This window comes from Burkholderia sp. AU31652, assembly GCF_002223155.1.
GTDB lineage: Bacteria > Pseudomonadota > Gammaproteobacteria > Burkholderiales > Burkholderiaceae > Burkholderia.
This window is the reverse complement of the sequence record NZ_NKFG01000004.1, coordinates 603266-624975: the sequence shown is the minus strand read 5'-3', so window position 1 is coordinate 624975 and position 21710 is coordinate 603266. Positions and strand designations below refer to the sequence as shown.

At 66.7% G+C, this 21710-nt stretch carries 24 protein-coding genes and 1 tRNA gene; 5 read left to right on the top strand and 20 right to left on the bottom strand.

Annotated features, from left to right (window positions below; all coding sequences use genetic code 11):
- Nucleotides 1–38 precede the first annotated feature (38 nt).
- Nucleotides 39–1193, bottom strand: a complete 1155-nt coding sequence (gene ftsY, locus CFB40_RS15330; protein WP_089431701.1) for a signal recognition particle-docking protein FtsY — start codon at nucleotides 1191–1193, stop codon at nucleotides 39–41.
- Nucleotides 1194–1408: 215 nt separating this feature from the next.
- Between ftsY and rsmD the strand changes: the two genes are divergently transcribed.
- The 3 genes from rsmD to CFB40_RS15315 all read left to right on the top strand — a co-directional run bounded on the left by rsmD (nucleotide 1409) and on the right by CFB40_RS15315 (nucleotide 2958).
- The gene (rsmD, locus tag CFB40_RS15325) at nucleotides 1409–2023 is read left to right on the top strand and encodes a 16S rRNA (guanine(966)-N(2))-methyltransferase RsmD (protein WP_089431700.1); all 615 of its coding nucleotides are present in this window, start codon (nucleotides 1409–1411) and stop codon (nucleotides 2021–2023) included.
- 111 nt (nucleotides 2024–2134) lie between these two features.
- Nucleotides 2135–2632 carry a pantetheine-phosphate adenylyltransferase gene (coaD, locus tag CFB40_RS15320; protein ID WP_039346084.1) on the top strand — a complete coding sequence of 166 codons (498 nt, stop codon included), beginning with the start codon at nucleotides 2135–2137 and terminating at the stop codon, nucleotides 2630–2632.
- A 59-nt stretch (nucleotides 2633–2691) separates the two neighbouring features.
- A complete protein-coding gene (locus CFB40_RS15315; RefSeq protein WP_069248899.1) occupies nucleotides 2692–2958 on the top strand; it encodes a YfhL family 4Fe-4S dicluster ferredoxin in 267 nt (88 codons plus the stop codon).
- 84 nt (nucleotides 2959–3042) lie between these two features.
- Here CFB40_RS15315 and hisC read toward each other — a convergent pair whose 3' ends face one another.
- The 8 genes from hisC to CFB40_RS15275 all read right to left on the bottom strand — a co-directional run bounded on the left by hisC (nucleotide 3043) and on the right by CFB40_RS15275 (nucleotide 10197).
- A complete protein-coding gene (gene hisC / locus CFB40_RS15310; RefSeq protein WP_069248898.1) occupies nucleotides 3043–4110 on the bottom strand; it encodes a histidinol-phosphate transaminase in 1068 nt (355 codons plus the stop codon).
- A gap of 115 nt (nucleotides 4111–4225) precedes the next feature.
- On the bottom strand, nucleotides 4226–4825 hold the full coding sequence (gene pth, locus CFB40_RS15305) for an aminoacyl-tRNA hydrolase (protein WP_021163050.1): 600 nt from the start codon (nucleotides 4823–4825) through the stop codon (nucleotides 4226–4228).
- Between the two features lie 121 nt (nucleotides 4826–4946).
- The gene (locus tag CFB40_RS15300) at nucleotides 4947–5552 is read right to left on the bottom strand and encodes a 50S ribosomal protein L25/general stress protein Ctc (RefSeq protein WP_085042200.1); all 606 of its coding nucleotides are present in this window, start codon (nucleotides 5550–5552) and stop codon (nucleotides 4947–4949) included.
- A gap of 161 nt (nucleotides 5553–5713) precedes the next feature.
- A complete protein-coding gene (locus tag CFB40_RS15295) occupies nucleotides 5714–6670 on the bottom strand; it encodes a ribose-phosphate pyrophosphokinase (RefSeq protein WP_089426358.1) in 957 nt (318 codons plus the stop codon).
- 44 nt (nucleotides 6671–6714) lie between these two features.
- Nucleotides 6715–6791 (bottom strand) — tRNA-Gln (locus CFB40_RS15290).
- A gap of 55 nt (nucleotides 6792–6846) precedes the next feature.
- Nucleotides 6847–7728 carry a 4-(cytidine 5'-diphospho)-2-C-methyl-D-erythritol kinase gene (gene ispE / locus CFB40_RS15285; protein ID WP_089431699.1) on the bottom strand — a complete coding sequence of 294 codons (882 nt, stop codon included), beginning with the start codon at nucleotides 7726–7728 and terminating at the stop codon, nucleotides 6847–6849.
- Between the two features lie 25 nt (nucleotides 7729–7753).
- Nucleotides 7754–8374: a lipoprotein insertase outer membrane protein LolB gene (lolB, locus tag CFB40_RS15280; RefSeq protein WP_089426356.1), complete on the bottom strand. Its 621-nt coding sequence runs from the start codon at nucleotides 8372–8374 to the stop codon at nucleotides 7754–7756.
- The gene (locus tag CFB40_RS15275; RefSeq protein ID WP_089426355.1) at nucleotides 8374–10197 is read right to left on the bottom strand and encodes a tetratricopeptide repeat protein; all 1824 of its coding nucleotides are present in this window, start codon (nucleotides 10195–10197) and stop codon (nucleotides 8374–8376) included. Before CFB40_RS15275 ends, lolB begins: the two co-directional genes overlap by 1 nt.
- A gap of 86 nt (nucleotides 10198–10283) precedes the next feature.
- On the opposite strand from CFB40_RS15275, the gene mutM reads away from it, so the two are divergent.
- Together mutM and mutY are read left to right on the top strand one after the other, a co-directional pair.
- Complete coding sequence (gene mutM / locus CFB40_RS15270; protein ID WP_089431698.1) at nucleotides 10284–11111, top strand: bifunctional DNA-formamidopyrimidine glycosylase/DNA-(apurinic or apyrimidinic site) lyase; 828 nt, start codon at nucleotides 10284–10286, stop codon at nucleotides 11109–11111.
- 24 nt (nucleotides 11112–11135) lie between these two features.
- Nucleotides 11136–12239 carry an A/G-specific adenine glycosylase gene (mutY, locus tag CFB40_RS15265; RefSeq protein WP_089426353.1) on the top strand — a complete coding sequence of 368 codons (1104 nt, stop codon included), beginning with the start codon at nucleotides 11136–11138 and terminating at the stop codon, nucleotides 12237–12239.
- Nucleotides 12240–12453: 214 nt separating this feature from the next.
- On the opposite strand, the gene CFB40_RS15260 is transcribed toward mutY, so the two are convergent.
- From CFB40_RS15260 to kdsD, 11 genes are all read right to left on the bottom strand, one after another.
- Entirely contained in the window at nucleotides 12454–13089 is a 636-nt protein-coding gene (locus CFB40_RS15260) for an LON peptidase substrate-binding domain-containing protein (protein ID WP_089426352.1), read from the bottom strand.
- 27 nt (nucleotides 13090–13116) lie between these two features.
- On the bottom strand, nucleotides 13117–14025 hold the full coding sequence (rapZ, locus tag CFB40_RS15255; protein WP_069248889.1) for an RNase adapter RapZ: 909 nt from the start codon (nucleotides 14023–14025) through the stop codon (nucleotides 13117–13119).
- A 74-nt stretch (nucleotides 14026–14099) separates the two neighbouring features.
- On the bottom strand, nucleotides 14100–15068 hold the full coding sequence (hprK, locus tag CFB40_RS15250) for an HPr(Ser) kinase/phosphatase (protein ID WP_011353227.1): 969 nt from the start codon (nucleotides 15066–15068) through the stop codon (nucleotides 14100–14102).
- Nucleotides 15069–15197: 129 nt separating this feature from the next.
- Nucleotides 15198–15737, bottom strand: coding sequence for a PTS sugar transporter subunit IIA (locus tag CFB40_RS15245; RefSeq protein ID WP_089426657.1), 540 nt, complete (start codon nucleotides 15735–15737; stop codon nucleotides 15198–15200).
- Between the two features lie 168 nt (nucleotides 15738–15905).
- On the bottom strand, nucleotides 15906–16265 hold the full coding sequence (gene hpf, locus CFB40_RS15240; protein WP_006477786.1) for a ribosome hibernation-promoting factor, HPF/YfiA family: 360 nt from the start codon (nucleotides 16263–16265) through the stop codon (nucleotides 15906–15908).
- A gap of 159 nt (nucleotides 16266–16424) precedes the next feature.
- Nucleotides 16425–17930 carry an RNA polymerase factor sigma-54 gene (locus tag CFB40_RS15235; protein ID WP_089431697.1) on the bottom strand — a complete coding sequence of 502 codons (1506 nt, stop codon included), beginning with the start codon at nucleotides 17928–17930 and terminating at the stop codon, nucleotides 16425–16427.
- A 159-nt stretch (nucleotides 17931–18089) separates the two neighbouring features.
- Nucleotides 18090–18866, bottom strand: coding sequence for an LPS export ABC transporter ATP-binding protein (gene lptB, locus CFB40_RS15230; protein WP_039346017.1), 777 nt, complete (start codon nucleotides 18864–18866; stop codon nucleotides 18090–18092).
- A complete protein-coding gene (lptA, locus tag CFB40_RS15225) occupies nucleotides 18863–19528 on the bottom strand; it encodes a lipopolysaccharide transport periplasmic protein LptA (protein ID WP_089426349.1) in 666 nt (221 codons plus the stop codon). Before lptA ends, lptB begins: the two co-directional genes overlap by 4 nt.
- A gap of 20 nt (nucleotides 19529–19548) precedes the next feature.
- On the bottom strand, nucleotides 19549–20163 hold the full coding sequence (lptC, locus tag CFB40_RS15220) for an LPS export ABC transporter periplasmic protein LptC (protein WP_089426348.1): 615 nt from the start codon (nucleotides 20161–20163) through the stop codon (nucleotides 19549–19551).
- Between the two features lie 3 nt (nucleotides 20164–20166).
- Nucleotides 20167–20703: a KdsC family phosphatase gene (locus CFB40_RS15215; protein ID WP_089426347.1), complete on the bottom strand. Its 537-nt coding sequence runs from the start codon at nucleotides 20701–20703 to the stop codon at nucleotides 20167–20169.
- The gene (kdsD, locus tag CFB40_RS15210; RefSeq protein WP_039345999.1) at nucleotides 20703–21686 is read right to left on the bottom strand and encodes an arabinose 5-phosphate isomerase KdsD; all 984 of its coding nucleotides are present in this window, start codon (nucleotides 21684–21686) and stop codon (nucleotides 20703–20705) included. The genes CFB40_RS15215 and kdsD overlap by 1 nt, the downstream gene beginning before the upstream one ends.
- Nucleotides 21687–21710 lie beyond the last annotated feature (24 nt).

The window sequence follows — 21710 nt, the reverse complement described above, 5'->3', positions numbered from 1 at the left end:
CGCCCGACGGCGCCCTGTGCGATGCGTGCCCGCGGTGTTCAGCCGAGCAGCGCGTCCGCGAATTCGACCGCGCTGAACGGCTGCAGATCCTCGACCTTCTCGCCGACGCCGATGAAGTAGACCGGCACCGGGCGCTGCCGCGCGATCGCGGCGAGAATCCCGCCCTTCGCGGTGCCGTCGAGCTTCGTGACGATGAGGCCGGTGAGGCCGAGCGCGTCGTCGAATGCCTTGACCTGCGTGAGCGCGTTCTGGCCGGTGTTCGCATCGATCACCAGCAGCACTTCGTGCGGCGCGCCGTCGTGCGCCTTCGAGATCACGCGCTTCACCTTCTTCAGCTCTTCCATCAGGTGGAGCTGCGTCGGCAGGCGGCCGGCCGTGTCGGCCATCATCACGTCGATCTTGCGCGCGCGCGCGGCGCTGACCGCATCGAAGATCACCGCGGCCGGATCGCCGCTTTCCTGCTGCACGACCGTCACGTTGTTGCGCTCGCCCCAGACCGCCAGTTGTTCGCGCGCGGCCGCGCGGAACGTGTCGCCCGCGGCCAGCAGCACCGACTGGTCGAAGCTCTGCAGGTGCTTCGCGAGCTTGCCGATGCTGGTCGTCTTGCCCGCACCGTTCACGCCGGTGATCATCATCACGAGCGGCTGCGCGCGGCCGAGCATCAGCGATTTCTCGAGCGGCGTCAGCAGCTCGACGAGCAGGTCGTGCAGTGCGGATTTCACCTGCTGCGGGTCGGTCAGGCGGCCCGTGCGCACCTTTTCGCGCAGCGCGCCGAGCAGGTACTCGGTCGCGTCGACGCCCGCGTCGGACATCAGCAGCGCGGTCTCGAGCTCCTCGTACAGATCCTCGTCGATCTTCGTGTTGACGAACACGCCGGTGATGCTCGAGCCCGTCTTGGCGAGCCCCGTTTTCAGGCGCGCGAGCCACGATTTCTTCGCGGTGGCGTCCTGCAGCGGCGGCGGGACGATTTCGACCGTCTCGACGACTTCGTCGCGGCCGTCGTTGGTCGGCGTGACCGTCATCACGACGGCCGGCGCGGCCGGGTGCGCGGGCACTTGCGGCACGTCGGCCGCAGGCGGGGCCTCGACCGCAGGCGCTTCGGACGGCTCGTCCGTTTGCTGCGCGTCGGCCGATTGCGATTCCGCCGGATCGGGCTCCTGCGTTTTCTTGAATCGTTTGAAGAAGCTGAACATGGTCTGACGTCGGGAAGAGGGCGGGCCGCCGCCAGGGGCGGGCACCGGACGGGCCGTTCTGCGTTCGCGCGGGCGCGGCGCACGGCGGCCGAAACCGTGCATTTTATCAGTGCGGCGTGGCGCTCGCGCCAGCGCGCATCGCCGCTGTGGTAACGTGCGCCTGTTTAGCGGTGCGCCCCCGCGCGCGCCCGGTCCCTCCGTCGTCGATATTCCGTATGTCCCGTTCCTCTCCCGGCCGCCCGGCGGCCCCTTCTGGCCGCGGCAAGCCGCACACGATCCGCATCATCGGCGGTGACTGGAAACGCACGCCGCTCGCGGTGCTCGATCTCGACGGCCTGCGGCCGACGCCCGATCGCGTGCGCGAGACGCTGTTCAACTGGCTCGGCCAGGATCTCGAAGGCCGGCGTTGCCTCGACCTGTTCGCGGGCACCGGCGCACTCGGTTTCGAGGCGGTGTCGCGCGGCGCGGCGAGCGTCGTGATGGTCGAGCGCCATCCGCGCGCCGCGCAGCAGCTGCGAGCGATCAAGGACAAGCTCGGCGCGCGTGCGGTCGAGGTTGCCGAGGCGGACGCGCTGCGGCTCGCGGCCGGGCTCACGCCGGGCGCGTTCGACGTCGTGTTTCTCGATCCGCCGTTCGACGATCTGGCCGCGCTCGAGCGCGCGATTGCGCTGGCGGCGCCGCTCGTCGCGGCGGGCGGCGCGCTGTACGTCGAGACGGGGGCGGAGCTCGATCCGGCCGCGCACGACGCACTCGCCGGCTGGGAGGTCGTGAAGCACGGCAAGGCCGGTGCGGTTCACTATCATTTGCTGCGGCGCGAAAATGATGAATAATGCGCGTTCCATACGAGGCGGCGCGCCGCAAAGGCGACGCATGCCCATCTCGGCAGCGGCGTGCGCATCGCACGGCTGCCATCCCGTTTGCGTGATGACAGGAGGAGCGACATGGTAGTCGCCGTGTATCCCGGTACGTTCGATCCGCTGACGCGCGGGCACGAAGACCTCGTGCGGCGTGCGTCGAGCATTTTTGATACGCTGGTGGTCGGTGTGGCCGACAGCCGCGCGAAAAAGCCGTTCTTCTCGCTCGAAGAACGTCTGACGATTGCGAACGAGGTGCTCGGCCATTATCCGAACGTGAAGGTGATGAGTTTCACCGGCCTCCTGAAGGATTTCGTCCGCACCAACAATGCGCGCGTGATCGTGCGCGGCCTGCGCGCCGTGTCCGATTTCGAATACGAGTTCCAGATGGCGGGGATGAACCGCTACCTGCTGCCCGACGTCGAGACGATGTTCATGACGCCGTCCGATCAGTACCAGTTCATCTCGGGGACGATCGTGCGCGAAATCGCGCAGTTGGGCGGCGATGTCAGCAAGTTCGTGTTCCCGTCCGTCGAGAAGTGGCTGACCGAGAAAGTCGCTGCGATCGGAGGCCCTGCCGCGTGATGCGGCGCCGGCCGGTTTCGTCGTGAAGCCGGCCGTCGGCCTGAAGAAGTGAGATCAGTATGGCTTTGATGATTACCGACGAGTGCATCAATTGCGACGTGTGCGAGCCCGAGTGCCCGAACGGCGCGATTTCGATGGGCCCGGACATCTACGTGATCGACCCGAACAAGTGCACCGAGTGCGTCGGCCATTTCGACGAACCGCAGTGCCAGCAGGTGTGTCCGGTCGAATGCATTCCGCGCGATCCGCAGCATGACGAATCGCACGCGCAATTGATGGAGAAGTATCACGCGTTGACCGCCGAAAAGGGCGACGACGCGTCGTGATTCAGCGGTGACGCGCGCGCTCGAGTCCTTCGGCACGCCCGTCACGCATCCGGGTCGGCGCCGCCCGGCGCCGGTTCTTCCGTTTCAGGCCAGCAGCTCGCGCAACGCCGCGACGAGCGCATCGCATTCGGCGTCGGTGCCGACGGTGATGCGAAGGTGCTGGTCGATCCGCGGCAGCCGGAAGTGCCGCACGAAAATCTCCCGTTCCTTCAGTTTCGCTGCGATCGCGCCCGCGTCGTGCGCAGGATGGCGCGCGAACACGAAATTCGCGGCCGACGGCACGATGTCGAAGCCGAGTGCGTCCAGCGCATGCGTCAGACGCGTTCGGCTGTCGATCACGCGCCGACAGGTTGCGTTGAAATAGTCGGTGTCTTCATAGGCGGCCTGCGCGGCCACTTGCGCGAGCCGGTCGAGCGGGTACGAGTTGAAGCTGTCCTTCACGCGGTTCAGCGCGTCGATCAGCGCTGCGTCACCGAATGCGAAGCCGACGCGCATGCCCGCGAGCGAGCGCGCCTTCGACGTCGTGTGGACGACGAGCAGGTTCGGGTAGCGGTCGATCAGCGTGATCGCGGACTGCGCGCCGAAGTCGACATACGCTTCGTCGATCACGACGACCGACGACGGATTCGCCGCTGCGATCCGCTCGACGTCAGCGAGCGGCAGCGCGCGCCCGGTCGGTGCGTTCGGGTTCGGAAACAGCACGCCGCCGGCGTCGTCGAGATAGTCGTCGACTCTGATCGAGAAGTCGTCCGCGAGCGGCACGATCGACGTCTGGACGCCGTACAGGCGCGCATAGGTCGGATAGAAGCTGTACGTGATGTCGGGAAAGCGCAGCGGCCGGTCGTGCTTGAGCAGCGCCTGGAACGTGTGCGCGAGCACCTCGTCGGAACCGTTGCCGACGAACACCTGCTCGGGCTTGATCCGGTGATGCGCCGCGACCGCTTCGCGCAGCGCGCGCGCAACCGGGTCGGGATAGCGGCGCAGCGTGTCGCCGGTCTCGCCGAGTTCGCGTGCGATTGCCGCGACGACGCGCGGCGACGGCGGATAGGGATTCTCGTTGGTGTTCAGCTTGACGGGGTGTGCGAGCGCAGGCTGCTCGCCCGGCACGTAAGGCACGAGTTGCTGAACGATGTCGCTCCAGTAACGGCTCACCGCTTGGCTCCTGTCGGGCAAAGCGACCAGATTACCGCATGTGCGCGCAGGAAGGGGCGGGCGGGGCCGCCCGGCGGCGCCGGACGGCTCGATGCACCGGAGCGGTGCGATGCGGTCAGTTGCGATGCAACTGCATCGTCGCGCGGTCGAGTTCGCCCTTGACGACCATCGGCATCACGGCGAGCGCGCGTTCGATCGACGCGTCGATCACGTCCTGTTCCTCGCGGCGCGGCGGCTTCAGCACGAAGTTCGCGACGTCGGGCTTCGCGCCGGCGCGCGCGCTTTCCGGAATCAGGTCGCGCGGATGGCCGATGCCGATCCGCAGCCGCCAGTACTGCTGCGACGACAGGTGCGCGGTGATGTCCTTCAGGCCGTTGTGGCCGCCGCTGCCGCCGCCGAGCTTCAGCTTCACGGTGCCGGGCGGCAGATCGAGCTCGTCGTGCGCGACGAGGATCTGGTCGGGCAGGATCTTGAAGAATTGCGCGAGCGCGACGACCGACTGGCCGGAGCGGTTCATGTAGGTTTGCGGCTCGAGCAGGTGGACTTCCTCGCCGTGCAGGCGCGCTTTCGCGTAGAAGCCGTGGAAGCGGCGCTCGTCGCGCAGCGTCGCGCCGGCTTCGCGGGCGAGCTGGTCGATCAGCCAGAAGCCGGCGTTGTGGCGCGTCGCGGTGTATTCCGCCCCGGGATTGCCGAGGCCGACGATCAGTTTGATCATGACGTTTCGAAGGCGGCAACGGCCGCCTGGGCGCAGAAAAAGAAAAACCCGCCGGGCAAGCCGCGGCGGGTTGCGTCGACCGTTTCGAGAAACGGATCGATGGGGCGCGTGGGCAGCCCGCTCAGGCAGCCGGCGTTTCGCCTTCTGCTGCGTCCGACACGGCACCAGCCGGGACCGTCGCCGATGCGACAACCGGGTTTTCCGCGTCGATGTGCGCGACCAGCGCGACGCCCTTCGGCAGCGTGATGTCCTTCGCGTGCAGCGATTGACCGGCTTCGATCTTCGACAGGTCGACTTCGAGGAACTCCGGCAGGTCAGCCGGCAGGCACTCGATTTCGATTTCCGTCGCGACGTGCGAAACGATCGCGCTCGACAGCTTCACGGCCGGGCTGATTTCAGCGTTCAGGAAGTGCAGCGGAGCCTTCGTGTGCAGCTTCTTCTTCGCGTCAACGCGTTGGAAGTCCACGTGCAGCACCAGTTGCTTGAACGGGTGGTATTGCACGTCGCGCAGCAGAACCTGTTGCGACTGGCCAGCCACTTCGAGGTCGAGGATCGACGAGTGGAAAGCTTCCTTCTTCAGGGCGTGCCACAGGGCGTTGTGATCGAGTTCGATCTTTTGCGGGGCTGCTTCGCCACCGTAAACGATACCCGTGGTCTTACCAGCGTTGCGCAGGCGGCGGCTCGCACCCGTACCTTGCTCTTGGCGCTCGAAAGCGACGACTTTCATGTGATTCTCCAATAGCTGCCCGCGACCAGGCAGTAAAACGGGGCCGTCAAATTGCGGCCCCCGATGAAACGGCCGGGGTTTCGTCTATCCCGTCCGATTGTGCAAAAAGCGAAGCGTTGCCGCTTCGCTTTCTGCGCATGCTTTGTTCAGTCGATTCGCGATCAGGATTCCGCGAACAGCGACATCACCGAGTCGCCGCGGCGGATCCGCGAGAACGTTTCGGCCAGCAGGCTCGCGCTCGTCAGTGCACGGATCTTCGAGCAGCCGAGCGATTCGGCGGACAGCGGGATCGTGTCGGTGACGACCAGCTCGTCGAGGGCCGATGCGGCGATGCGGTCGCCTGCGCCACCCGACAGCACCGGGTGCGTCGCGTAGGCGAAGACCTGCTTCGCGCCGCGCTCTTTCAGCACTTGAGCAGCCTTGCAGAGCGTGCCTGCCGTATCGACCATGTCGTCCATGATCACGCAGGTGCGGCCTTCGACTTCACCGATGATGTTCATCACTTCGGAGACGTTCGCCTTCGGGCGACGCTTGTCGATGATCGCGAGATCGCAGTTGAGCTGCTTCGCGAGTGCCCGGGCACGCACCACGCCGCCGACGTCCGGCGACACGACGAGCAGATCCGGGTAGTTCTGCTTGCGCAGGTCACCCAGCAGGATTGGCGTTGCGTAGATGTTGTCGACCGGGATGTCGAAGAAGCCTTGAATCTGGTCGGCGTGCAGATCCATCGTGATGATCCGCTCGACGCCGGCAATTTCCAGCATGTTCGCGACGACCTTCGCCGAGATCGCGACGCGCGCCGAACGCGGGCGGCGATCCTGACGGGCGTAACCGAAGTAGGGGATGGCTGCAGTGATCCGGCCGGCGGATGCGCGCTTGAGCGCATCGACCATGATCATCAGTTCCATCAGGTTGTCGTTCGTCGGTGCGCACGTGGATTGCAGGACGAAGACGTCCTTGCCACGCACGTTTTCCTGGATCTCGACCTGGATCTCGCCGTCGGAGAAACGGCTGACCATTGCTTTGCCGAGGGGAATTCCAAGGATATTGACGACTTCCTGGGCGAGCGCGGGATTCGCGTTGCCAGTAAAAACCATCAGGCCGTCATGGCTGCTCATCGTGCACCTGCTTCGGGCTTAGGCGGGAAATGCGGGAAAATTTTTGGCAGGGGAGGAAGGACTCGAACCCTCGCATGCCGGAATCAAAATCCGGTGCCTTGACCAACTTGGCGACTCCCCTACACTTAACTGATAACTTCACCGAACTTGTGTAGGCCGTTCGGCAAAGTAAAACTTCATGACGCGAAAGCGAAGAGCGGATGCTCGTTCAGGCTCTCGGCAACTGCACCGTTCCAACCGGTGGGCAGCTTGGCTTGCGCCGCTTCTGCCTCATGCTTGCTGCGAAACGCTGCAAACACGCTTGCTCCGGAGCCGGTCATCCTCGCGGGGGTCACATCATACAACCATTTGACCACCTGCGCAACTTCCGCGTACTTACTTGTCACAACTTGCTGCATATCGTTCCGACCGAAACTATCTGGCCATCCCGCGTCGCTGCTTTGCTGTGCAAGAAAGTCCGTAATTGTGACGCGCTTCGAATCTCTTGTCAACAACTCATCTGAAAATATTTCAGCGGTTGGGACGTGAACGCGGGGCGTTACAACCAAGAACCAGCGAGTCGGCAATTGTACCTCAGCTAATTCTTCTCCGATACCCTCTGCGAACGCATTTTTTCCAAAAATAAAAAACGGGACGTCGGCGCCGAGTTTTACCGCGAGCGACTGGAGTTCGGCGCGCGGCAGGTCGAGGTGCCACAGGCGGTTCAGCGCGAGCAGCGTCGTCGCCGCGTCGGAGCTGCCGCCGCCGAGGCCGGCCCCCATCGGCAGGCGCTTGTCGATCTCGATGTCGACACCTTGCGCGGTGCCCGTATGTGCTTTCAGCAGGTTGGCTGCGCGCACGACAAGATCGCTTTCCTCGGGCACGCCGGGTACGTCGGTGACGCGTGCGACGCGGCCGTCGTCGCGGAGCGTGAAGTGCAGCGTGTCACCCCAGTTCAGCAACTGGAACACGCTCTGCAGATCGTGATAGCCGTTCGGACGGCGGCCGGTGATGTGCAGGAACAGGTTGAGTTTCGCGGGCGCAAGGCAGTTGCGCAGCGAGCGGGTCGAATCGGTCATGCGTATGTCTGGGCTGGGCCAGTGCTCACTGATCGAGCACGAGCTTGATGTCGAGCGGCGGTGTCGCGCGCACGAGGTTGACGCGTTTGACGCCCGTGGCCGGGGCATCCGCGTAGGCAAGGTAGTCGATCGTCCAGCCGTCCTGGCGGATCTGCTTGACGCGCGTACCGTCGGCCGGATCGCGCACCGTCTGCGCGGGCGTGGCGGGCGCGGCGGTCGGCAGCAGCCAGTAGCGCAGGCCCGCGAGCGGCAGTTCGAAACCGAGCGTTTTCTGCATCAGGTCGCCGACGTCAGGCGCATATTGCGTCGGGCGGTTCGGCAATTCGAGCGACGCCGCGCGCGGCGTCGATTTCACGACCGCGAGCGTCTGGCCGAGCGGGCTGCGCAACTCGAGCGACACGTCGTCGCCGTGCTCCTGCCAGTCGAAGTTGCCGTACACGTTCTGCGGATTGCCGAGACGGTCGTCGTACCGCACCGCGAAGCGGCCATGGTAAGCATGCGTGGCGGCGGTCTGCAGCGCCGCGCCGGTCGGCGCGCTGGCCGACGGCGGCGTGCTCGCGCAGCCGGCGAGCACGAGCGCCGCGCCGGCTGCGGCCAGCGTGCGCTGCGCGCGGAAGGACAGGGAAAACGTCGGGAACATCTGCATCAGAGACCGTTGATCTGGAGGCGTTTCAGCGTCTGCACGAGCGTGTCGTTGTCCGGCTCGAGCTTCTGTGCGTCACGCCATGCGGAACGCGCATCGTCCTGCGCGCCGCTCTTCCACAGCACTTCGCCGAGATGCGCGCCGATCTCGGCGTTCGGCTGCAGTTCGTACGCACGCCGCAACACCTTCGCCGCGCCGGCCGTATCGCCCATCCGGTACTTCACCCAGCCGAGGCTGTCCATGATGTACGCGTCGTTCGGCGCGAGCGTCATCGCCTTGTCGATCAGCTTGCTGGCTTCGGGGAGCCGCTGGTTGCGGTCGGCGAGCGAATAGCCGAGTGCGTTGTACGCCTGCGGATTGTCGGGCTGGGTGCGGATCAGCTCGCGCAGCTGCTTTTCCATCGTCGTGTAGTGGCCGGTCTTTTCGGCCGCCATCGCGTAGTCGTAGCGCAGGTCGGGATCGTCGGGGAAGTCCTGGACCGCCTGCCCGAGCCGTGCCTCGGCTTCCGGGTAGCGCTTCGCGGTGAACAGGATCGACGCGTCGGTGCGTGCGACCACGGCCGCATCGCGCGGATCCGTGATCGGCAGGTCGTCGAGCACCTTGCGCGCCTCGTCGGTCTTGCCCTGTTTCTGCAGCAATTGCGCGCGCGTGATCTGTGCGGGCAGGTAGTGCTGGCTCGTCTGGTCGACCTTGTCGAGCCACTGCGACGCCTGCGCGTCGTTGTTCTGGTCGATCGCGATCTGCGCGAGGTAGATGTAGCCCTGGCCGACGTCGAGATTCGGCTGCTTGTCGCCGAGCTGGACGTACTGCTTCAGGTAGCCGGTCGCTTCGTCGAGCTTCTTCTGCTGGATCTTGATCAGCGCGAGCGCCATCAGCGGCGTCGGATCCTTCGCGTCGAGCTTGCGCATCGTCTCGAACTGCTTCTGCGCGTCGTCGAGGCGATCGTCGGCGAGATAGAGCTGCGACAGCGCGAGCCGCGCATCGCGCGACTTCGGATTCTGCTGAACATACTTCTCGAACGACGTGATGCCCGCCGCGCGTTCCGCCGGCCCCATCTGCGACAGCATCAAAGCCGCCGGCAGGTAGTCGGGGCGGAGCTGCAGCGCCTGCTTCAGCGACTGCGCGGCGCCGTCCTTGTCGTCGACCGCGAGCTGCTGGCGCGCGATCGCGAGCTGGGCTTCGGGCCGGTTCAGGTCGTTCTTCAGCATGTCCTTCAGCACCGCGAGGCCGCCGACGCGGTCGGAGCCGCGCACGAGCAGCGCCTGCAGCGCGAGGATCGCCGGGCCGCGCGTCTCGCCGGTCGCCCGGGCCAGCTCGCGCGCGAGCATCGGCTGTGCATCGGCCGGCTTGCCGGCGAGCACCAGCAATGCGGCGTCGACCTGCGATGCGCGATTCGAATCGGGTGCGTACTGGCGCCACAGGTTCGCGGCGGACAGCGCGTCGGCCGGACTCTGCGCGCCGAGCGCGATCTCGGTCGCACGCTGCGCCATGCGCGGATCGCGCGTGTCGCGGGCGAGCGCGAGGTAGGTCTGGTAGGCCGGCGCGGGCTGGTTACGCTGCAGCGCGACCTCGGCGGCGAGCACCTGGTAGACGATCTGGCTCGTCAGCGGAACGCCGGGGAGATCCTTTTTCTCGTCCGGCATCACATGCTCGAACGCGCCCTGCGACTCCGCGTCGTCCGATGCCGGATCCTGCGCGTGGGCCGGGAAGGCGGTGAGGGTCCAGGCGGCAAACAGCGCGGCGCCGAGTGCACGGCGGACCGGGAAGGCGCGCGCGCCGCGCACGGCGGCGTGACGCTTCTGAAGCAGCTTCGAGGGCAGAGTCATGGAAATCCGTTCGATGTTTCAACCGATTGTAACGCGCTCGCTACAATACACGCACGATCGTGAATCCAGTCTCAGACCCGCAAAACATGCCAGAGTTGCCAGAAGTCGAAGTCACGCGCCGGGGCATCGAGCCCTTTGTCGCGGGCCGCCGCGTCGAGAGTGTCGACGTCCGTACCGAGATGCTGCGCTGGCCCGTGCCGGCGGGGCTCGCCGAGCAGTTGCGCGCGCGCGAGGTGCGCGCCGTCGAGCGTCGCGGCAAGTACCTGCTGTTCGAGGTCGACGCGGGCTGGTTCATCGTCCACCTCGGCATGACGGGCACGCTGCGCGTGCTGCCCGCGGCCGGCGTGCCGGTCGCCGCGAAGCACGACCACATCGACTGGATCTTCGACGAATTCGTGTTGCGGTTCCGCGATCCGCGTCGCTTCGGCGCGGTGCTGTGGCACCCGCGCGAAGCGGGCGACGTGCATGCGCATCCGCTCCTCGCGAGCCTCGGCGTCGAGCCGTTCTCGCCGGCGTTCACCGGCGCGCTGCTGCACGCGCGCACGCGCGGACGCACCGTGTCGGTCAAGCAGGCGCTGCTCGCGGGCGACATGGTCGTCGGCGTCGGCAACATCTATGCGTCGGAGAGCCTGTTTCGCGCCGGCATCCGGCCGACGACGGCCGCCGGCAAGGTGTCGCTGCCGCGCTACGAGCGTCTGGCCGACGCTGTGCGCGCGACGCTTGCCGACGCGATTGAGCGCGGCGGCAGCACATTGCGCGATTTCGTCGGCAGCAACGGCGAAAGCGGCTATTTCCAGCTCGACTGCTTCGTCTACGACCGTGCGGGCCAGCCATGCCGCGTATGCAACACGCCGATCCGCCAGATCGTGCAGGGTCAGCGGTCGACCTATTTCTGTCCGACCTGCCAGCGTTGAAACCTTTTTCCACAATTAGATAACTTGAAGCCTCCCCGCATCGCCCCCGCTCCGTTCCCCGTCACGCCGCTGCATCGCACGTTCGCCACGCGCCTGGTCGCGTGGCAGCGCGAGCATGGCCGCCACGACCTGCCGTGGCAGAACACCCGTGATCCGTACCGGATCTGGCTGTCGGAAATCATGCTGCAGCAGACGCAGGTATCGACCGTCATCCCGTATTACACGCGCTTTCTCGAACGCTACCCCGACGTCGCCGCGCTCGCGGCCGCGCCGACCGACGACGTGATGGCGCTCTGGGCGGGGCTCGGCTACTACTCGCGCGCGCGCAACCTGCATCGCTGCGCGCAGGTCGTCGTCGCCGAGCACGGTGGTGCGTTCCCGGCGACGCCCGACGCGCTGGCCGAATTGCCGGGCATCGGCCGTTCGACGGCCGCGGCGATCGCGTCGTTCGCGTACGGCGCGCGCGCGACGATCCTCGACGGCAACGTGAAGCGCGTGCTTGCGCGGGTGTTCGGCGTCGAGGGCTTCCCGGGCGAGAAGCGTGTCGAGAACGACATGTGGGCGCTCGCCGAATCGCTGTTGCCCGACGCCGCGAACGCGGCCGACGTCAGCGCGTACACGCAGGGGCTGATGGATCTCGGCGCGACGCTGTGCGTGCGCGGCAAGCCCGATTGCGCGCGCTGCCCGTTCGCGGGCGACTGCGTCGCGCAATCGACGGGCCGCCAGCGCGAACTGCCGGCCGCCCGGCCGAAGAAGGCCGTGCCGACCCGCAAGACCTGGATGCTCGTGCTGCGCGACGGTGACGCCGTGCTGCTCGAGCGGCGGCCGCCGACCGGCATCTGGGGCGGGCTGTGGAGCCTGCCGCAGGCGGACGGCGACGCCGCGCTCGCGGAACTCGCACGCGGCTTCGGCGGCGGCGGCACGGTGCCGCTCGCGCCGCTCACGCACACGTTCACGCATTTCCGGCTCGAGATCGAGCCGCGGCTGAGCGACATGGCCGACGGCGGTCTGCCTGCCGGCGCGCGGGACGCGGACACCGCCTGGGTGCCGCTGAGCCGGCTCGACGCGTACGGCGTGCCGGCGCCCGTGCGCAAGCTGCTCGATGCGCTGAGCGGGCCGCTGCTGTAACGAAGGGGAGAGGCGCGGCGCATGCCGCGTTTTCAGGGAGACGTCGGACGCTCGTGGTTTTTCGTGCCGACGGAAGTCGCCTTGGGTTGGCTGGCGCGAAATGGCTGTCTGGGGTGATTCGGGAAACGCCGGCCCGGCTTTTCGCCCGGACGGAAGCCCCTCGTGGGATGCCCTCTCCCGGATAGCTCAGGCAAAGCGACAGGTCCCGGGCACGCTATAACCAGCCATGCCGGTCGAGCACGTGGTGCACGGCATCGATGCGCGCGCCGACGTCCGGAAACTCCATCAGCTTCTGCCGCGCGCGCAGGTCGAGCGGCAGCAGTTCCGCGAGACGGTTCGATACCCAGCTCGGATCGTCGAGGCGGAACGGTTCGCCGAACGGCATCTTCTCCGGATCGGACTTCTTCAGCGCGTCGATGATGCGCTCGAGCACCTCGGCGCACGAGCCGAACTGCGCGAGTGACTGCTCGCCTTCGAGCGGGATGTCGTCGGGCAGCGGCTCCGCGATGCCGACCAGCAGCCCGTTGCCTTCGACGCGGTACGACAGCAGCTCGAAACGCTGCGTGCCGACCGCCTGCAGGTACAGCATGCCGAATTCACCGGTATCGCATTCGGTGATGCGCGCCATGCAGCCGATGGTCTCGGGCACCGATACGGCGCCGTCCTGCGCGACTTCCGGCCCGCTCTTCAGCAGGCACACGCCGAACGGTGCGTCGTCGCGCAGGCACGCGCGGGCCATGTCGAGATAGCGCGCCTCGAACACCTTGAGCGGGAGCAGGCCCCCCGGAAACAGCACCGTGTGCAGCGGAAACAGCGGCAGGTCGATCAGGGTGGTCGATAGGGAGGACATGGCGCGCGGGCGTTGGGGCGGGCGTCGCTAGGGTCGGTCGACCTCGGAGACGAGCCGCGACGACGCGTCGACATCCACTGGCGCGTCACGATGCCGCACGATCACGTTCGCGTCGTGCGCAAGGCGCGCGGCGAGCGTTTCCGCGATGAACACCGACCGATGCTGCCCACCGGTGCAGCCAATGGCGACGGTCAGGTAGCTGCGGTTGTCATCGCGGAAGTGCGGCAGCCATTTCATCAGGAACGCATGGATGTCGTCGATCATCTGGTGGACGATCGGCAGTGCGTCGAGAAAGGCGATGACCGGCTGGTCGAGCCCGGTGAGCGGGCGCAACTGGTGGTCGTAGTACGGATTCGGCAGCGCGCGCACGTCGAACATCAGGTCGGCGTCGAGCGGCACGCCGCGCTTGAAGCCGAACGATTCGAACATCACCATCAGGTCGTTGTTCTTCTGCTCGATGAAGCGCTTGACCCACGTCCGCAGCGCGTTCGCGCGCAGCGTGCTGGTGTCGATCTGGTGGCCGAATTCGGCGAGCGGCGCGACGAGGTGGCGTTCGCGCTCGATCGCTTCCTCGAGCGACGACAGCAGGCCGACGTCCGCATCGTGCGACAGCGAGCCGGACAGCGGATGGCGGCGGCGCGTCTCGGAGAAGCGCTGGATCAGCGCCTGGGTGCTCGCGTTGAGGAACAGCACGCGCACGTCGTGCTCGCGCGACAGATCGCGGATCAGGCCGGGCATTTCGTCGAGCGACGCGCTCGAGCGCGCGTCGATCGCGACCGCGAGCCGGCGCTTGCCATCCTCGGCGAGGTAGCGGGCGAGTTCGGGAAGCACGTGCGGCGGCAGGTTGTCGACGCAGTAATAGCCTGCGTCTTCGAGCGCGTTCAGCGCGACGGACTTGCCTGAGCCGGAGATGCCGGTGATGAGGACGATGCGCATGGGAAGCAGAGAATCCTGACGTTTCATCATAGCACCGGCTCGACGCGTCGGCGTTGCGTGGCCGGCGCGTGCGGTTACACCAGTTTGCCGGGGAACTGACTGTCGGGATCTTGCATCGCGAGTCGTTGCCGATCCATGAAATCGCGCAACGTGTCGATTCCGCGCAACTGCAGGATCGTGTTCCGGACAGCCGCCTCGACGAGCACCGCGAGGTTGCGGCCGGCCGCGACCTGGATCGTGACCTTGCTGATCGGCAGGCCGAGCACGTCGACCGTCTGGCTTTCGAGCGGCAGGCGCTGGAATTCGCCGTCGGGGCGCCGCACGAGCTGGACGATCAGCTTCAGCTTCATTTTTCGCCGCACGGCGGTTTCGCCGAAGATCGTCTTGATGTCGAGCAGGCCCAGACCGCGCACTTCGAGCAGGTTCTGCAGCAGCGGCGGGCAGCGCCCTTCGACGAAATCGGGGCCAAGTCGGACGAAATCGACCGCGTCGTCGGCGACGAGGCCGTGGCCGCGGCTGATCAGCTCGAGGCCGAGCTCGCTCTTGCCGAGGCCCGAATCGCCGGTCAGCAGCACGCCCATCCCGAGGATGTCGATGAACACGCCGTGCAGCGTCGCGCGCGGCGCGAGGATGCGCGACATGTAGAGCCGCAGGCTGTCGATCACCGCGGCGGCCGACATCGGCGTGGTGAACAGCGGGGTCGACGAGCGCGTGCAGCGCAGCACGAGTTCGGGCGGCGCCGCGGCGCCGCCGGCGACGACGAGGAACGGCGGCTCGAGCGCGATCAGCTCGGCCATGTGGCGCGAGCGGTCTTCGTCGGTTTGCCGCTGGTAGTAGTCGATTTCCGCTTCGCCGAGCACCTGGATCCGGTTCGGGTGGATCAGGTTCAGGTGGCCGACCAGGTCGGCGCTCGAGGTTGCATTGCCGACGGTGTCGGCCGAAAAACCGCGCTCCCAGCCTTCATGCCCCGTCAGCCAGCTCAGTTTCAGCGTGGCCGCGTTGTCGTCGAAGATGCTCTGGGCGTTGATGCTGGACGTATCCATGACTCTCGTCACTCCAATGGGCCGGTGCGTGCGCGCGGCGACGGACGTCGCCATGCCGGGCCGGTGCCGGGCGGCCCTGAACGGCGGCGTGTGCCGCCGCGTACGGGAAAATATTCCGCCCGGATCAACTCAAGGTTGCCACTGAGTGAGCAGGCGATGCAACTCGGCGATATCCGTTTCGTTGTGCAGACGCTCGCGCGCGTCGCGATCGGACAGCAGTTGCGCGATTTCCGACAGGATCTCGAGGTGCTGCTGGGTGGCTTGCTCGGGCACGAGCAGGAAGATCAGGAGACCGACCGGCTGGCCGTCGGGGGCTTCGAACGGGATCGCATCGGCGAGCCGGACGAACGCGGCGAGCGGGTGCTTGAGCCCCTTGATGCGCCCGTGCGGAATCGCGACGCCTTCGCCGAGCCCGGTCGAGCCGAGGCGCTCGCGCGCGAACAGGTTGTCCGTGACGGTGCTGCGGGCGATGCCGTTCTGATTCTCGAACATCAGCCCGGCTTGTTCGAACACGCGTTTCTTGCTGGTGACTGAGAGGTCGATGACGACGTTCTCTATGGGCAGGATTTTGGCTAGGCGATTCATGTTGGCAGGCGATTGGGCGGCCTGGGGTCTCCTTGCGGCGGCAGACTGACTATCCATGTTCGGCGATATCAAGGCGTTCGGCATCGGCAACCTGCAAGGCAGCTACCGCATCCAGCGCCCCCCGGCGATAACCGGAACATTATAGAGCACAGCCGCGTGCGTGGCGCAGCGCGGACGGACCGGTTGCACCCCTGCGCGGAGTCGCAAAAAAAACGCCCGGCGAACCGGGCGACGTGTGTGTTGCGGTGAAGGTTACTGCGGCGGCAGTTCGATCTGGTCGATCGACGGTTGAAGCTTGATCGGGTCGTGCGCGTGCGTTTGCAGACGCTCCATGTGCTTGACGACCTGGCGGTCCAGCTTGTCGATCAGCAGGTCGATCGCTGCATACAGGTTACCGTTCGCGCTTTCGACGAAGATGTCCTTGCCCTTCAGGTGCAGGTTGATTTCCGCGCGCTGCTGCTTGTCCTTTTCCTTGTGGTTGTCGACCGAGAGGATCACAGTGCCATCGATCACCTGATCGCTATGCCGTAGCACCCGGTCCAGCTTGGTGATCACGTATTCGCGAATTGCAGGCGTGACTTCGAGATGATGTCCACTGATCTTCAGGTTCATAGTGCTTCTCCAAGCGAGTGACCACCCGGCCGCATCGAGGCGGCGCTCCGGTCGACTTGCCCGTGCCGCATGAAGGCGGCGTATCGCGGACAGGTCGCCCGGCCTGTTCCCCGTGTGCGCGGTGGTCGGGACACGCCTGCCGCCGGGCAGGCAGCAGGCTTAAAGAGACTTGCGCAGATTCACTGCCGGGATCTTGAGGGCTTCGCGATACTTCGCAACCGTGCGGCGCGCGACCACGAATCCCTGTTCTGCCAGCAGCTCGGCAATGCGGCTGTCCGAAAGTGGCGATTTAGGGTCTTCAGCTCCTATCAGTTGCTTGATGAGGGCTCGGATGGCTGTCGACGAAGCGGCGCCACCGGTGTCGGTCGAGACGTGAGATCCGAAGAAGTACTTAAATTCAAGCGTCCCGAACGGGGTCAGCATGTACTTCCCGGTTGTCACACGGCTGACAGTCGACTCGTGTAGGCCCAGCGTATCAGCAATTTCCCGCAAAACCAAGGGGCGCATGGCAATTTCACCGTGCGCAAAGAAGTTCTTTTGACGCTCGACAATGGCCTGCGCGACACGCAGGATCGTGTCGAAACGCTGCTGGATGTTCTTGATCAGCCAGCGTGCTTCCTGGAGCTGCTGCTTGAGCGAACCGGCCGACGGATCGCCGCGGCTGTTGCGCAGGATGTTCGCGTAAAGGTTGTTGATCCGCAGGCGCGGCACGACCTCCGGATTGAGCTCCGCGAGCCATCCCTGGCCGGCCTTCTTCACGATGATGTCGGGCACGACGTAGTCGGCCTCGGCCTTGCCGTATGCGGCGCCGGGGAACGGCTCCAGCGAGCGGATCAGCGTGTGCGCGTCGCGCAGCGCGTCGTCGCTCGCCTTCAGATGCTTGCGCAGCCGCGTGAAGTCGCGGGCGGCGAGCAGCTCGAGATGCTGCGACACGATCTCGAGCGCGAGCGTGCGTGTCGGGGACGGATCGAGGCGCAGCAACTGCAGCTTCAGGCATTCGGATGCCGAACGGGCACCGACCCCGGCCGGATCGAAGCTGTGCAGCAGCGCGAGCGCCGCGTTCAGTTCGTCGCAGTCGATCTCCAGCTCGGGCGGCAGGTCGGCGAGCACTTCATCGAGCGTGGCGGTCAGGTAGCCGTCGTCGTCGAGCGATTCGATCAGGAACATCACGAGCGCGCGGTCGCGCGGGCCGGCCTGCGTGACGCGCAACTGCGCGGACAGGTGGTCGCGCAGCGACGTCGCCGCTTCCTGCACCTGCAGCGGCGGGAGGTCGTCGTCGTCGGATGCGCCGCTCGAGCGGCCGTATTCGTCGAGGTTCCACTGCGGGCCGTCGTTGCCGTCGCCGGATGCATAACCGTCGTATTCGTCCGCGCCGGCCGGCTCGTCGCGCTCGGCACGATCGCTCGACGAACTGCTGCCGTTGGTCGCTGCGGGCTCGGTGTTCTGCGCGGGAGGCGTCTGCGCGATCAGCGATCCGTCCGCAGCGACACGCAGCGGGCTCGCGATCCATTCATCCTCGTTCTCGAGCAGCGGGTTCTGCGCGACGGCCATCGCGACTTCCTGCTGCAATTCGAGCGTCGACAACTGCAGGAGCCGGATCGACTGCTGTAGCTGGGGCGTCAGCGCCAGATGTTGCGACAGGCGGAGTTGAAGGCTGGCTTTCATGGCAAGGAGGGAGTCATACCGGCAGTTTGCCACGACCCAGGCGCGTTGAGCCATCCGCGATTACGCGCGGCGCGCCGCCCGGCCGCGGGCATGGCCGCGAAGCGGGGCGCGGCCCCGCGCGGCGACGCCGGGCGGGGTGCAGCCAGCCACGAGGAGGAGTTACATCCGGAAGTGTTCGCCGAGGTACACGCGGCGTACGCTTTCGTTTTCGATGATTTCGCTTGGCGCGCCGGCGGCGAGCACCGAGCCGTCGCTGATGATGTAGGCGTGGTCGCAGATGCCGAGCGTTTCGCGGACGTTGTGATCGGTAATCAGCACGCCAATGTTACGCTGCTTCAGGAACTTGACGATCTTCTGGATCTCGAGCACCGCGATCGGGTCGACGCCGGCGAACGGTTCGTCAAGCAGGATGAAGTTCGGGTTGGTGGCCAGCGCGCGCGCGATTTCGACCCGGCGCCGTTCGCCGCCCGACAGCGACAGCGCGGGATTCTCGCGCAGGTGGGCGATCTGCAGCTCGTCGAGCAGCGCTTCGGCGCGCGACGAGATCGCGTCCTTCGACAGCCGCTTGCCGTCTTCGCCATGCTGCAGCTCGAGCACCGCGCGGATGTTCTCCTCGACGGTCAGCTTGCGGAACACGGACGCTTCCTGCGGCAGGTACGACAGGCCGAGCGACGCGCGCTTGTGGATCGGCAGCAGGCTGATCGAGCTGCCGTTCAGCGAGATCTCGCCCGCGTCGAGCGGCACCAGGCCGACGATCATGTAGAACGACGTGGTCTTGCCGGCGCCGTTCGGGCCGAGCAGGCCGACGACTTCGCCGCTCTTCACGTCGAGCGACACGTCCTTGACGACCGTGCGCGAGCCGTAGCGCTTCTTCAGGTTGCGGACGACGAGCGAGCTCGTCGTGCCGGCCGGCTGGCGGTTCGGTAGCGCGTTCATTGGCCCGGCGCCCCCTGGATCGTGGTCGACGGCGACAGCTTTGCCGGTGCGCCGTTCAGCGGCGCGGGGCCGCCGTTCTTCGGCGACAGCATCGCGCGCACGCGGCCGTTCGGGTTGCCCGGCGCGGCGACGTCCTTGCCGCCCTTCGCGGTGTAGAAGTCGCGCTGGCCGTCGTACGTGATCACGCTGCCGTGCACGGTATCGGCGACGGTCGACGTACCCTGCAGGCGGCGCACGGTCGCGGCGGTGGTCAGCGTGGTCAGGTCCTGCTTGCCGTCGTAGTCGATGCGCTCGGCGTCGCCGTCGATGTACTCGTCGAGGCCTTCGCGCTTCTGGCGGAACGTCGCGTGCTTCTTGCCGCTGCCGAACGAAGTGGCGTACTGATAGCCTTCCGGGTCCTGGCGCACTTCGACGCGATCGCCCTTGATGATGATCGTGCCCTTCGTGATCACGACGTTGCCGGTCGCGACCGTGACCTGCTTCAGGTCGTCATAGGTCAGGTTGTCGGCCTCGACGTTGATCGGCTTGCCTTGGTCGGCCTTCTCGGCATGGGCGAGCGGCGCCAGCCCGACCAGCGGGAGCGCCACGAGCGTCGCGGCAAGCGCGGCGCGGACGGCGCGCGCAGCGCCGCCGGAAATCTGTCGAGGGAACGATTCGTTCATGCAGTCACGTGAGGGATGCGTCACTTGGGTTGAGCTTTCGAGCCGCCGGACGTGTCCTGCGCGGCGATCGTGCCGCGCACGTTGCCGTAAAGCTCGATGACCCGGGTGACGTTGTTGTACTTCATGCCGTCGGTCGCGTTGACGAGCGACAGGCCGCGCTGAAGTTTAACCGGCTTTTCGGTCTGGATCACATCGTCATTGACGAAGATCCGGAAATGCTGGGAATCAGCCTGCATCTGCGGATCGCCGCCGCCGGCCGCGCGCAGGATGCGCGCGTCGTCGTACAAGTCGACGATCGACACGTCGCCGTTGACGGTGCCGCGCTTCGAGGTGGTCGTCACGACCGGCTTGCCGGGCTGGAACGCGCGCATGGCCGGATCGGTCAGATCGCTGTCTTCGGTGTCTTCGTAATGGATCAGCTTCGCGGCCGTCAGCCGGTACTGGGTCGCGCCCGACTGGTCGAGCTCGGTGACCGAGAAGTTGTCGGCGAAATAGTCGGGCGTGTGGCGCTTCGGCTGCACGGTGCCCTCGCCGGGCGGCGGCAGCGTGGCCTGCAGCAGCCACCAGGTGATGCCCGCGAGCGCGGCGACCGCGACGAGCGGCAGCAACTGGGTCCAGCGGAAATGCGTGTTCATCCGTCAGGCTCCGCAGGCGGCCGCGAGCAGCGCGTCGTAGCGGCGCTGCGCGCGCAGGATCGCGTCGCAGACTTCGCGGACGGCGCCATGGCCGCCGCGAGCCTCGGCCACCCAGTGCGCGCGGGCGATCACCTCGGGATGCGCGTTCGCGGGGGCCGTCGCGAAGCCGCAGCGCAGCATCACGGGCAGGTCGGGCCAGTCGTCGCCCATGTAGCCGCACTGGTCGGCGGTGAGGCCGAGCGAGGCGATCAGGTCGGTGAACACGGTGAGCTTGTTTTCGACGCCCTGGAACAGGTGCGCGATCTTCATTTCCTTCGCACGCGCCGCGACGATCTCCGAGCGGCGGCCCGTGATGATCGCGGTCGCGATGCCGGCTTCGCCGAGCAGCTTCACGCCGTGGCCGTCGAGCGAATTGAACGACTTCATCGCGTCGCCGGCCGCGGTAAACAGCAGGCCGCCGTCGGTCAGCACACCGTCGACGTCGAAAATCATCAGCTTCACGCGGCTCGCGCGTTCGGCCGCAGTCAGCGCTGCGCTCATCAGATCACCTTCTTCGAAAACAGGTCGTGCATGTTCAGCGCGCCGATCAGCACGCCGTCGGCATCGACCACCAGCATCTGGTTGATCCGATGGCGCTCCATCAGTTCCACGGCCTCGACCGCCAGGTGATCCGGTGCAACCGTGCGCGGGTCGCGCGTCATCACGTCGGTGATCGGCAGCGTGCGGAAGTCGCCGTCACGCGCGAGCACGCGGCGCAGGTCGCCATCGGTGAAGATGCCCGCGACCTTGCCGCCGGCGTCGACCACCGCGGTCATGCCGAGGCGCTTCGCGGTGATCTGGAACAGGGCGTCCGACAGTGTCGCGTCGAGCCCGACGGACGGGACGTCGTCGCCCGAGCGCATCACGTCGCGCACGTAGGTGAGCAGGCGCCGGCCGAGCGCGCCGCCCGGGTGCGAGCGCGCGAAATCTTCCGAGCCGAAGCCGCGCGCGTCGAGCACCGCCACGGCGAGCGCGTCGCCGAGCGCGAGCGCGGCGGTCGTGCTCGCGGTGGGCGCGAGGTTCATCGGGCAGGCCTCTTTCGAGACCGCGGCGTTCAGGTTCACGTCGGCGAGCGTGCCGAGGCTCGATTCCGCGCGGCCCGTGATCGCGATCAGCTTCGCGCCGATCCGCTTCACGAGCGGCAGGATCGCCACGAGTTCTTCGGATTCGCCGGAATAGGAGATGCCGATGAAGACGTCGTCGGAGGTGACCATCCCGAGGTCGCCGTGGCTGGCCTCGGCCGGGTGGACGAAGAAGGCCGGCGTACCGGTGCTGGCCAGCGTGGCCGCGATCTTGCGGGCGATATGCCCCGATTTGCCGATACCGGACACCACCACGCGGCCGCGGCAGCCGAGCAGCAGCGCGACGGCCTGGACGAAGCCGCCGTCGAGCTGGTCGCGCAGCGCGCGCACGGCGTCCGCCTCGATGTCGAGCACGTCGCGGGCGAGCGCGAGCGCCCGGTCATCATTGATTTTCGCTATCATGCGCGGAGTATAGCAAAGGCGTTT

What these genes read in the sequence shown, in the direction of transcription:
- lptC (WP_089426348.1), bottom strand. Translation starts at nt 20,163, where the DNA reads ATGAACACGCATTTCCGCTGGACCCAGTTGCTGCCGCTCGTCGCGGTC.
- CFB40_RS15245 (WP_089426657.1), bottom strand. Translation starts at nt 15,737, where the DNA reads ATGCCGAACGCCTTGATATCGCCGAACATGGATAGTCAGTCTGCCGCC.
- CFB40_RS15260 (WP_089426352.1), bottom strand. Translation starts at nt 13,089, where the DNA reads ATGTCCTCCCTATCGACCACCCTGATCGACCTGCCGCTGTTTCCGCTG.
- kdsD (WP_039345999.1), bottom strand. Translation starts at nt 21,686, where the DNA reads ATGATAGCGAAAATCAATGATGACCGGGCGCTCGCGCTCGCCCGCGAC.
- hprK (WP_011353227.1), bottom strand. Translation starts at nt 15,068, where the DNA reads ATGGATACGTCCAGCATCAACGCCCAGAGCATCTTCGACGACAACGCG.
- lptA (WP_089426349.1), bottom strand. Translation starts at nt 19,528, where the DNA reads ATGAACGAATCGTTCCCTCGACAGATTTCCGGCGGCGCTGCGCGCGCC.
- lptB (WP_039346017.1), bottom strand. Translation starts at nt 18,866, where the DNA reads ATGAACGCGCTACCGAACCGCCAGCCGGCCGGCACGACGAGCTCGCTC.
- coaD (WP_039346084.1), top strand. Translation starts at nt 2,135, where the DNA reads ATGGTAGTCGCCGTGTATCCCGGTACGTTCGATCCGCTGACGCGCGGG.
- ispE (WP_089431699.1), bottom strand. Translation starts at nt 7,728, where the DNA reads ATGACCGATTCGACCCGCTCGCTGCGCAACTGCCTTGCGCCCGCGAAA.
- rapZ (WP_069248889.1), bottom strand. Translation starts at nt 14,025, where the DNA reads ATGCGCATCGTCCTCATCACCGGCATCTCCGGCTCAGGCAAGTCCGTC.
- rsmD (WP_089431700.1), top strand. Translation starts at nt 1,409, where the DNA reads ATGTCCCGTTCCTCTCCCGGCCGCCCGGCGGCCCCTTCTGGCCGCGGC.
- ftsY (WP_089431701.1), bottom strand. Translation starts at nt 1,193, where the DNA reads ATGTTCAGCTTCTTCAAACGATTCAAGAAAACGCAGGAGCCCGATCCG.
- CFB40_RS15275 (WP_089426355.1), bottom strand. Translation starts at nt 10,197, where the DNA reads ATGACTCTGCCCTCGAAGCTGCTTCAGAAGCGTCACGCCGCCGTGCGC.
- CFB40_RS15315 (WP_069248899.1), top strand. Translation starts at nt 2,692, where the DNA reads ATGGCTTTGATGATTACCGACGAGTGCATCAATTGCGACGTGTGCGAG.
- pth (WP_021163050.1), bottom strand. Translation starts at nt 4,825, where the DNA reads ATGATCAAACTGATCGTCGGCCTCGGCAATCCCGGGGCGGAATACACC.
- CFB40_RS15215 (WP_089426347.1), bottom strand. Translation starts at nt 20,703, where the DNA reads ATGAGCGCAGCGCTGACTGCGGCCGAACGCGCGAGCCGCGTGAAGCTG.
- CFB40_RS15300 (WP_085042200.1), bottom strand. Translation starts at nt 5,552, where the DNA reads ATGAAAGTCGTCGCTTTCGAGCGCCAAGAGCAAGGTACGGGTGCGAGC.
- mutM (WP_089431698.1), top strand. Translation starts at nt 10,284, where the DNA reads ATGCCAGAGTTGCCAGAAGTCGAAGTCACGCGCCGGGGCATCGAGCCC.
- hpf (WP_006477786.1), bottom strand. Translation starts at nt 16,265, where the DNA reads ATGAACCTGAAGATCAGTGGACATCATCTCGAAGTCACGCCTGCAATT.
- CFB40_RS15235 (WP_089431697.1), bottom strand. Translation starts at nt 17,930, where the DNA reads ATGAAAGCCAGCCTTCAACTCCGCCTGTCGCAACATCTGGCGCTGACG.
- lolB (WP_089426356.1), bottom strand. Translation starts at nt 8,374, where the DNA reads ATGCAGATGTTCCCGACGTTTTCCCTGTCCTTCCGCGCGCAGCGCACG.
- CFB40_RS15295 (WP_089426358.1), bottom strand. Translation starts at nt 6,670, where the DNA reads ATGAGCAGCCATGACGGCCTGATGGTTTTTACTGGCAACGCGAATCCC.